We start from the raw sequence: 9,115 nt of genomic DNA, 5'->3' as shown, positions 1-9,115 counted from the left end.
CGGACGCGCGCAGACCCCTCCCCCTGCCCCCCTCCCGCAAGGGGAGGGGGGACTTAATAAAGGTCACTTCAAAGAAGTGTGAATCCGACAGCCCGCAGGGGGAGGGGGAACAAGAAAGAAGCGGGCGGCGCCTCGTCTGAAAAGGTCTCACGGGCAGGTCACGCCCAGGCTGTCGCGCGTGATCAGCGTGCCGGGGGCGTAGAGCTCGGTCGCGTCCGGCTTGCCACCGGCGAAGACCCTGGCCATCTGCCCGGCCGCGATCGTCGCCATCTCCGCGAAGTTCTGGCGCACCGTGGCGATGAACGGCGTGCATTGCCGGATCAGCTCCACCGCCTGCGGGTTGCCGTCGATGCCGGCGATGACGACGTCGGTTCGCCCGGCCGCCTGCAGCGCCAGCAGGGCGCCGATGCCCGGCTCGTCCCAGGCGGCCCAGACGGCGTCGATCGCGCCCGGCGCCGGGTTGGCCGCCAGCATCGCGTCCATCGCGTTGCGGCTGTCGTCGATCTGGCCCGGCACCTGGACGTAGTGGCCGGCCACCTGGCGGATGCCCGGCGCCGCCTGCAGCGCCTCGTCCAGCGCGATCTCGCGCTGATGCACGCCGGGATGGGCGGAATGGAAGAAGCGGACGATCGCCCCCTTCCCGCCCAGCCGGCCGAACAGGTATTCGGTCATGGTCTTGCCCAGGGCGCGGTTGTCCGAGGTGACGTTCAACGCCACCCCCGGGCCGGTCGCCCCGTCGATGGCGAAGACCGGGATGCCGGCCGCCGCGGCCTTGCCTACCTGGTCCTGGATCTGCGCCGGGTTGATCGAGACCAGCACGACGGCGCCGGTGCGGGCGTTGACCACGTCCTCGACCCGGCTGGCCAGGGCGCCGAAATCGCCGGCGGTGTCGACCACCGAGACGGTCCAGCCGCGCTTCTCGGCATCGGCCTTGAAGGTCTCGACCATCTCGCCGGTGGCGACGGCGGACAGATAGGGCGTCAGCACCGACACCGTCTGGGCCGCCGCCGGGCCAGCCGCTCCCGTCATGATCGCCAGGGCGACCGCCCCCATCCATCCCCGCATCGTCCGCCCCTCCTGGTTCCCGCTTGTCTAGCCGCTCCGTCCGGGGCTGACAACGATGCGCCTCCCGCTTGCCCGCGGCCGCCCCAGCCCGCAGTGTGGGCGCCGGGTGAATCGGAGCAACGAGAACCATGGCCTTCCACGACGCGAAGCGGGCGACGCCGACCGTGCAGCAGGACGACGACACCGTCCGGATCACGCGCTGGGACTTCGAGCCGGGCGCCGCGACCGGATGGCATCAGCACGGCTTCCCGTACTTCGTCATCATGCTGCGCGCCGGCACGCTGCGGATCCACGACGGAGAGACCGAGACCGCGGTGCCGCTGGCCGAAGGCCAAGCCTATATGCGCCCCGCCGGCATCCGCCACGACGTGATGAACGGCTCGCCGCACCCGATCGCCTTCGTCGAGATCGAGATCAAGCGGCCGGGCGCCCTCGATGGCTGGACGGTCTAGGCCGCCGAGAATCGCCTTCCGGCTGGAGGCTTCCGCGCCGATCGGCGGCGGTCATGCGATGCGCTGCCTGTCCCTGGCCCGGGCGCTGAGGGACCGCGGGGCGGACTGCCTGTTCCTGGTGAACGGGGAGGCCCAGGCGGTGGTGCCGGCCCTGGCCGGCGTCGCCTGCCGCGTGGTCGGCCCGGACCCCGAGGCGACGGCGGCGGCGGTCCGCGCGGCCTGGCCCGGTGGAGCCGACGCGGCGGTCTGCGACCTCTATCGCTGGACGGCGCCGGAGGAGCGTGCCTTCGCCGCCGCCGCGCGCCGGCTGCTGGTGATCGACGACCTCGCGACAGCGCCGCATCACTGCGACCTGCTGCTGAACCAGAATTTCGGCGCCGACGCCGCCGGCTATGACGGGCTGCTGCCGCCCGATTGCCGGCGGCTGGTCGGCCTCGACTACGCCATGCTGCGGCCGGATTTCGCCGCGCTGCGGCCGGCGGCGCTGGAGCGGCGCCGGGAGGCGGGGCCGCCGCGGACGATCCTGGTGTCGCTCGGCCTGACCGATGTCGGCGGCATCACCGGCCGGGTCTGCGCCACTTTGGCGACGATTCCGGATTTCGCCCGCGCCGAGGTCGTGCTGGGGCCGGTCGCGCCCAGCCTCGCCCGGGTGCGGGCGATCGCCGCCGCCGATCCCCGCTTCCGCTGCCATGTCGGGCTCGAGGACATGGCCCGGGTCATGCTGGACGCCGACGCCGCGATCGGAGCGATGGGCAGCAGCTCCTGGGAGCGCTGCTGCCTCGGCCTGCCGACGCTGGCCGTGATTCTGGCCGACAACCAGCGGCCGACAGCGCAGGCGCTGAACGCGGCCCGGATCGTCACGCTGGCCGGCGACGCGGCGGCGCTGGACGACGCGGCGCTGCGATCCGCGATCGCGGCCTTCCTGGCCGATGCCGACCGGCTTCGCCGCCTGTCGCAGGCCTCCGCCGCGCTGTGCGACGGCCTGGGCGCCGGACGGGTGGCGGCGGCGATTCTCGAATCCTGCGGCCGCTGAGCGCCGACCGTCAGGCCACGGGCCCGGCCTCGGCGACGGGGAGATCGGATTCGTCCGCCGCCCGGCCCTCCCGTTCCGCCACCGTCTGGGCATGGGCCTGCTCGTAGCGGAAGCCGAGGCGCAGCACGACCTGGTAGTGGCCGACGCGATCGCCCTCGATATGGCCGCGGATCTCCTTCACCTCGAACCATTCGAGGTTGCGCAAGGTCTTCGAGGCGGTGGCGATGGCGCCCTGGATCGCATCCTCGAGGCTGCGTTCGGAGGAGCCGGCCAGCTCGGTGATGGCATAGGTGTGGCCCATGGCGATTCCCCTGTTGCCTGTCCTGGGAATGGCGGCTCGGCCGGTCCGGTTCCGGGTCACGCCGCGGCAGCCCCGGCAACTGCCCCGGCCACCACGCCGAGATCCCCGACGAACTCGGCATAGGCGCGGTGCCGCGCCTCGGGGTCGGGCACGCGCAGCAGGGAGGACGGGTGGACGGTGACCAGCCCCTGCAACCCGCCCGGGAAGGCCAGGATCCGGCCGCGGTTCCGGCCGATCGCGAGCGGCCGCCCCGCCAGCGACCGCGCCGCCGTGGCCCCGAGGGCGACGGTCAGGCGCGGCCGGATCAGCGCCAGCTCGCGGTCGAGCCACCATCTGCAGCGGTCGATCTCGAAGGCGTTCGGGGATTTGTGCAGGCGGCGCTTGCCGCGCGGCGCGAACTTGAAGTGCTTGACCGCGTTGGTGATGTAGGCGCGGTCGCGGGGAATGCCGGCCTCGGCGAGGGCCTTGTCGAAGATCCGCCCGGCCGGGCCGACGAAGGGCCGGCCCTGCAGGTCCTCCTGATCCCCCGGCTGCTCGCCGACGAACACCACCAGCGCATCCGCCGGGCCTTCGCCGAACACGGTCTGCGTCGCCGACTTGTACAGCGGGCAGCGTTCGCAGCCTCTCGCCTCGGCCGCCACGGACTGGAGGGTTTCCTTGGACATGCCTGGACAATGGCGCCGGCGGAACGCCGGTTCCGGCGCCTGCCGGCCGAGGACCGCAGCCCTCGATCCCGGCGGGATCCGGCCCCGCGGCGCCACCCCCGGAAGATCTTCTCAAAAACGGGACAGATTGCTGTTGCGGCAGTTGCGATAAATTATCTAAAATTTGATACAAATCAGTCCAAACGCAGATCCGGGGGACGGATCCGCCTTTGGCGTACGCCATCAGAGCGCACGACTCGCCTGCAGGCCGATTCCGGCCAGGGAAAGGGGTGCGGGCTGAACCGGGCAATTGCAGAAGCCCGGCCTCATAACATGGTTTTGGAGAGGATGATGAAGGCAGTTACCCCGATCCTGGCCGCGGCCGCCCTGGTCGCGACCGGGCTGTACACCGCGGCGGACGCCGCGACCGCGCAGGGCAACCTCCAGGTCAAGATCACCATCACCAAGGAATGCCAGGTCAATGCCGGCAGCGGCGGCACCGGCGCCGGCGACGCCGTGCTCGACTTCGGCAGCCATGGCGTGCTGAACGGCAATGTGGACGGCCAGACCGCGACCAGCGGCACCGGCTCGATCCAGGTGCAGTGCACCAACGGCACCGCCTACCAGATCGGCCTGAACGCCGGCCTGAACCCGTCCTCGCCCGGCGACATCAACACCCGCCGGATGAAGAACGGCACCGAGTTCGTGTCCTACCAGCTGTACCAGGATTCGGCGCGCACCACCGTCTGGGGCAACACCACCGGCGCCGGCGGCAACGCCGTCTCCAAGACCGCCGACGGCACGGTGCAGAGCACCCAGGTCTTCGGCCGCGTCCCGCCGCAGACCACCCCCGCGGCCGGCGTCTACACCGACACCGTCACCATCACCGTCACCTACTGACCGCCAACCCGAGGACACCCCGATGCGCAGGCTTCTCGCGCTTCTGGCGGTGGTCCCTGGGCTGGTCTTCGCGCAAGACGGGCGGGCGGCATCCCTCCAGGTGTCGCCCGTCTCCGTCGACCTGACCGCGCCCGCCCAGGCGTCCTCCGTCAATCTCCGAAACAACGGCGACCGCCCGGTCAACGTCCAGATCCGCGTCTACAAATGGACGCAGAGCGGCGGCGAGGACCTGCTGGCGCCGGCCACCGACGTGGTCGCCAGCCCGCCGGCCGCGTCGCTGCAGCCGGGCACGACCTACACCATCCGCGTCGCCCGCACCGCGGCACCGGTGACCAGCGGCGAGGCGACCTATCGCCTGCTGGTCGACGAGCTGCCCGAGGTCAATGTCCGCCGGCCCGCCGACGCCATCAACCTCGTCATCCGCTACTCGATCCCGGTGTTCTTCGCCGACCGCGCCGCCGGCGCCGAGCTGCGCTGGGACGTCCGCCGCGACGGCGGCAGCCTGGTGGTCGAGGCCACCAACACCGGCAGCCGCCACGCCAAGATCGCCAACCTGACGGTCGCCTCGCCCGCCGGCCAGGTCGCCTTCGGCCAGGGCCTGAACGGCTATGTCCTGCCGGGCAGCACGAAGCGCTGGACCGCCGGCGCCGGGGCCCAGCGCATCCAGCCGGGCAGCAGCGTCACCATCACCGCCAAGGGGGACGATTATGCGGTCAACCAGACGGCGACCGTTCGGTAAGCCGTGCGTCGCCACCTGGTGCCTGCTCGTCGCCCTCGGCGCCGGGGCGGCGCGGGCGCAGGACGTGCCGCCCCCCGACGCGGCGGATCCGAACCAGGACCTGCTGCTGGGCGTCATCGTCAACGACCGGTCGACCGGCACGTTGGCCACCTTCAGGCGCCTGCCGGACGGCCGGCTGGCGGCCACGCCGGGCGACCTGCAGACCGCCGGCATCAAGCCGCGGACCGGCACCGTCGGCGCCGACGGGCTGATCCCGCTCGACAGCCTCGCCGGCGTCACCTGGCGCTATGACGAGCCGAAGCAGGTGGTGGTGTTCACCGCCCCCGACGATGCCCGGGTGCCGACCAGCGTCGATGTCGGCTCCGGGTCCCGGCCGGTCGACCTGTCCGCCGTGCGCTCGGATCTCGGCTTCCTGATGAACTACACGCTGTACGGCACGTCCCAGTACGACTGGGGCAACGACGGCAGCACCAGCACGCTCAGCGGCAGCTTCGACGCGCGCGTCCTCACGCCCTACGGCATCGGCTCGACCACGGCGCTGGCCCGGATCGACGACTTCGACGATTTCGACGACCGGAGCAGCGGCCTCATCCGCCTGGACAGCGCCTGGCGCTACACCGATCCGGAGAGCCTGCTGGTCTACCAGGCCGGCGACAGCATCTCCGGCGCGCTGTCCTGGACCTCGTCCTACCGCTTCGGCGGCCTGCAGTTCAAACGCAACTTCGACATCCGCCCGGACCTTGTCACCACCCCGGTGCCGAACCTGGCCGGCACCGCCTCGGTGCCCTCGACCCTCGACCTCTACCTGAACAACATCCGGGTGTTCTCCGGCGAGGTCCCGGCCGGGCCCTTCGACTTCACCGGCCTGCCCTTCCTTGGCGGCGGCGGCGACGCCCGCATCGTCATGAAGGACGCGCTCGGCCGCGAGGTCGTCACCCAGCGCTCCTACTTCTTCGCGCCCGACATGCTGCGCGAGGACTATTTCGATTTCTCGGTCGAGCTCGGCTTCGTCCGCCTCGGCTACGGCGACAGCTCGTTCAAATACGACCGCAGCCTCGCCGGCTCGGCCAGCATCCGCTACGGCCTGACCGACCGGGTGACGCTGGAGAGCCATGTCGAGGCCACCCGCGGCCTGGTCAACGGCGGCGCCGGAATCGTCACCAGCCTCGGGCCCTACGGCGCCGTCAACGCCTCGGCGGCCGCCAGCCGGTACGGCGCCCGGGACGGCGACGAGACCGGCGGCAAGGTCTCGGCCTTCTACCAGGTCTCCCGCCTCGGCTGGTCCTTCTATGCCGGCGCCGACCGCATGATCGGCGACTACAACGATGTCGGCCTGGTGGTCGACCGCCGCCACGGCAACGACGCCCCGATCTCGGCCCGCGCCCGCGAGGTGCTGCGCACCGGCCTGTCCTTCCCGCTCGGCTTCGACCCGTCCTCGCTCAGCCTCGGCTTCTCGCGCATCCGCGGCGCAGGCGAGAACGGCGACAGCTCGATCCTCACCGCTTCCTGGTCGCGCACCATCTTCGACGACGTCTCGGTCTACGTCACCGGCTACGGCGATTTCGACGACCGCAGCAACTACGGCGTCTTCGCCGGCGTCACCATCCCGCTGGGCGGCGACATGACCGCCTCGGCCAATGTCTCGCGCACCGGCAACCGCACCAGCTTCGACACCAGCCTGACCAAGTCGGCGCGGCTCGAGGAAGGGTCGCTCGGCTGGGCCGTGCGCGACCAGGAGACGGTGGACGGCACCGGCAACCGCGCCGCGTCGGTGAACTACCGCACCGCCGTCGCCTACCTCGCCGGCTCGCTCGAGCAGTCGGGCGACATGGGCCGGGTCACCGGCACGGTCGAGGGCTCGATCGTCGCCGCCGGCGGCGGCGTGTTCCTGGCCAACCGGGTCGACGACGCCTTCGCCGTGGTCAAGGCCGGCGGCCCGGACGTCGAGGTCTCGCTCAACAACCGCCGGGTCGCCACCACCGACTCCGGCGGCCGCGCCTTCGTGCCGTATCTGCAGTCCTACCAGAACAACACGATCGCGATCGATCCGGCCAACCTGGCGCTCGACCTGCAGCCGGACGCGACCCAGACCGTGGTGGTGCCGGCCGACCGGTCCGGCGCGGTGGTCGATTTCGGGGTGAAGAAGGTGGATGCCGCCATCGTCACCCTGACCGGCCCGGACGGCAGGCCGCTGCCGGTCGGATCGGTGGTCCAGCTCGACGGCACCGACCAGGCCACCGTCGCCGGCTATGACGGCCGCACCTATCTCAGCGGCCTGTCCGGCCGGAACGGCGTCACCGTCACCCTGCCCGAGGCCGCCGGCACCTGCCGCGCCGGCTTCGACTACCAGGCCGTCCCGGGCGCCCAGCCCGAGATCGGGCCCGTCCCCTGCCGCTGAGCGTGGAGGATCCCATGCGCTCCTCGTATCTCCTCGCCCTGGCCGGCACCGCCCTGGTCCTCGCGGCCGGCTGGCCGCCGCCGGCCCGGGCCCAGGAGATCCCGGCCGGGCCGGGGCCGACCGTCGGCCTCGGCGGGCTGCCCGGCGACAACGCGCCCGGCACCGCCGGCCCGCGCGTCGCCGGCGCCTCGGCGCTGCGCATCGCGATCACGATCGAGACCGCCTGCAGCGTCGACCGCGATGCGCGCCTGACCTTCCCGGGCCTCGCGCCGGGCGGGGCGGCGGTCGACGGTGCCGGCAGCGTCGCCATCGACTGCACCAGGGGCCTGCCCTATCTCCTCGCCCTCGATGCCGGCGCCGCGCCCGCCATCCCCGCGCGGCTGTACAGCGATCCGGGCCGCCGGAGCGTCTGGGGCGACCGGCCGGGCGTCGACACCGTTCCCGGCAGCGGCACCGGCGCCCCGGTCACCGTCCCGCTCTATGCCCGCGCCGCGCCGGCGGCGGGCGCCCCCGCAGGCGACCGCGCCCCGGTCCGCCTCACCGTCGCCTATTGACGATGCCCAGGAACCCCGCCGCCATGACCGCGCTGCCCCGCCTGCTCCTCTTCGTGCTGTCCACCGCCGTGGCGATGCTGCTGGCCGCGGGCGCGCAGGCGCAGAGCTGCAGGATCACCAACATCAGCAATTTCGGGACGACCACGGTGGATATCGTGCCGAACGCGGCGGCGTCGGCGACCGGCGAGGTCAGCTACAACTGCTCTGCCCGCACGCCGTTCACCGATGTCCGGCTGTGCGCCTATATCCGCGCCACCGGCAGCCAGGTCGGCCCGAGCGACTACGCCTTCTACCAGACCCGCGACACCGATTCCCGCCTGGTCTGGGAGATGAAGGAGCAGTTCAACCGCCGCTATGCCCGGGACGGCGGCGGCAGCGCGTCGACCGGCGGCATCAAGCTGTATGTCGTCGGCGGCGGCACCACCACGAACATCAACGGCACGAACACGCTGACCCTGACCTATCTCGACCGGCAGCAGCAGGACCGCGTCCGGCCGGGCACCTACACCGACACCTACCAGCTCGTCACCAGGTACCTGTTCAACTCCGGCAATGCGAGCTGCGAGGCCGGCCTCGGCAACCCGACCGGCACCATCACCACCAGCTTCACCGTCACCTCGATCGTGCCCAAGAACTGCCAGTTCGAGAACTTCCAGGACATCGACTTCGGATCCTGGGGCTCGGTCTCGGCGGCGCAGGCCGGCTCGACCGGCGTGCGGCAGTTCGGCAATGTCGGCATCCGCTGCACCTACCAGACGCCCTACAGCATCACCATCGGCGACGGCCAGAACGTCAGCGGCGGCACCCGGCGCATGCGGAAGGGCACCGACTACCTCGCCTATGCGCTGTTCCAGCCGGGCTGCAACACCGCCTGGACCACGGCGTCGCCGCTGGCCGGCACCGGCGCCATCGTCAGCGCGATCAACAACCACCAGGCCTGCGGCCAGCTCACCACGCCGCTGGCGGTCGCGCCGGCCGCAGGCACCTACACCGACCTCGTCGTCGTCACCGCGACCTTCTGATATCCAA

The 9,115-nt window shown here is 71.8% G+C and carries 10 protein-coding genes; 7 read left to right on the top strand and 3 right to left on the bottom strand.

What is annotated here, in order from left to right; genetic code table 11:
- Window positions 1–147: 147 nt before the first annotated feature.
- Window positions 148–1,065: a substrate-binding domain-containing protein gene (locus tag ACFW16_RS08925; protein ID WP_380303947.1), complete on the bottom strand. Its 918-nt coding sequence runs from the start codon at window positions 1,063–1,065 to the stop codon at window positions 148–150.
- 128 nt (window positions 1,066–1,193) lie between these two features.
- Between ACFW16_RS08925 and ACFW16_RS08920 the strand changes: the two genes are divergently transcribed.
- On the top strand, window positions 1,194–1,517 hold the full coding sequence (locus ACFW16_RS08920; RefSeq protein ID WP_380303945.1) for a cupin domain-containing protein: 324 nt from the start codon (window positions 1,194–1,196) through the stop codon (window positions 1,515–1,517).
- Window positions 1,501–2,550 (top strand): UDP-2,4-diacetamido-2,4,6-trideoxy-beta-L-altropyranose hydrolase, encoded by a 1,050-nt coding sequence (pseG, locus tag ACFW16_RS08915; RefSeq protein ID WP_380303943.1) that lies wholly within the window; start codon window positions 1,501–1,503, stop codon window positions 2,548–2,550. Before ACFW16_RS08920 ends, pseG begins: the two co-directional genes overlap by 17 nt.
- A gap of 10 nt (window positions 2,551–2,560) precedes the next feature.
- Here pseG and ACFW16_RS08910 read toward each other — a convergent pair whose 3' ends face one another.
- Window positions 2,561–2,851: a dodecin gene (locus tag ACFW16_RS08910; RefSeq protein ID WP_380303941.1), complete on the bottom strand. Its 291-nt coding sequence runs from the start codon at window positions 2,849–2,851 to the stop codon at window positions 2,561–2,563.
- A 56-nt stretch (window positions 2,852–2,907) separates the two neighbouring features.
- Window positions 2,908–3,516, bottom strand: a complete 609-nt coding sequence (locus tag ACFW16_RS08905) for a UdgX family uracil-DNA binding protein (RefSeq protein ID WP_380303939.1) — start codon at window positions 3,514–3,516, stop codon at window positions 2,908–2,910.
- 330 nt (window positions 3,517–3,846) lie between these two features.
- On the opposite strand from ACFW16_RS08905, the gene ACFW16_RS08900 reads away from it, so the two are divergent.
- Genes ACFW16_RS08900 through ACFW16_RS08880 form a run of 5 tightly spaced genes read left to right on the top strand, consistent with a single transcriptional unit; the run spans window position 3,847 to window position 9,108 of the window.
- Window positions 3,847–4,395, top strand: a complete 549-nt coding sequence (locus tag ACFW16_RS08900) for a spore coat U domain-containing protein (protein ID WP_380303937.1) — start codon at window positions 3,847–3,849, stop codon at window positions 4,393–4,395.
- Window positions 4,396–4,417: 22 nt separating this feature from the next.
- On the top strand, window positions 4,418–5,134 hold the full coding sequence (locus ACFW16_RS08895) for a molecular chaperone (RefSeq protein ID WP_380303935.1): 717 nt from the start codon (window positions 4,418–4,420) through the stop codon (window positions 5,132–5,134).
- Entirely contained in the window at window positions 5,103–7,532 is a 2,430-nt protein-coding gene (locus tag ACFW16_RS08890; RefSeq protein ID WP_380303933.1) for a fimbria/pilus outer membrane usher protein, read from the top strand. The genes ACFW16_RS08895 and ACFW16_RS08890 overlap by 32 nt, the downstream gene beginning before the upstream one ends.
- 14 nt (window positions 7,533–7,546) lie before the next feature.
- A complete protein-coding gene (locus ACFW16_RS08885) occupies window positions 7,547–8,086 on the top strand; it encodes a spore coat protein U domain-containing protein (protein WP_380303931.1) in 540 nt (179 codons plus the stop codon).
- 23 nt (window positions 8,087–8,109) lie between these two features.
- Window positions 8,110–9,108, top strand: a complete 999-nt coding sequence (locus ACFW16_RS08880) for a spore coat U domain-containing protein (RefSeq protein WP_380303929.1) — start codon at window positions 8,110–8,112, stop codon at window positions 9,106–9,108.
- Window positions 9,109–9,115 lie beyond the last annotated feature (7 nt).

It is taken from the genome of Inquilinus sp. NPDC058860, from assembly GCF_042743185.1.
In the GTDB taxonomy this organism is placed as follows: Bacteria; Pseudomonadota; Alphaproteobacteria; order DSM-16000; family Inquilinaceae; genus Inquilinus.
This window is presented reverse-complemented; position numbering and strand designations above follow the sequence as displayed.

Coding starts and splice junctions, on each gene's coding strand:
- ACFW16_RS08910 (WP_380303941.1), bottom strand. CDS start 2,851: ATGGGCCACACCTATGCCATCACCGAGCTGGCCGGCTCCTCCGAACGC.
- ACFW16_RS08880 (WP_380303929.1), top strand. CDS start 8,110: ATGACCGCGCTGCCCCGCCTGCTCCTCTTCGTGCTGTCCACCGCCGTG.
- ACFW16_RS08900 (WP_380303937.1), top strand. CDS start 3,847: ATGAAGGCAGTTACCCCGATCCTGGCCGCGGCCGCCCTGGTCGCGACC.
- ACFW16_RS08925 (WP_380303947.1), bottom strand. CDS start 1,065: ATGCGGGGATGGATGGGGGCGGTCGCCCTGGCGATCATGACGGGAGCG.
- ACFW16_RS08895 (WP_380303935.1), top strand. CDS start 4,418: ATGCGCAGGCTTCTCGCGCTTCTGGCGGTGGTCCCTGGGCTGGTCTTC.
- ACFW16_RS08890 (WP_380303933.1), top strand. CDS start 5,103: ATGCGGTCAACCAGACGGCGACCGTTCGGTAAGCCGTGCGTCGCCACC.
- pseG (WP_380303943.1), top strand. CDS start 1,501: ATGGCTGGACGGTCTAGGCCGCCGAGAATCGCCTTCCGGCTGGAGGCT.
- ACFW16_RS08905 (WP_380303939.1), bottom strand. CDS start 3,516: ATGTCCAAGGAAACCCTCCAGTCCGTGGCGGCCGAGGCGAGAGGCTGC.
- ACFW16_RS08920 (WP_380303945.1), top strand. CDS start 1,194: ATGGCCTTCCACGACGCGAAGCGGGCGACGCCGACCGTGCAGCAGGAC.
- ACFW16_RS08885 (WP_380303931.1), top strand. CDS start 7,547: ATGCGCTCCTCGTATCTCCTCGCCCTGGCCGGCACCGCCCTGGTCCTC.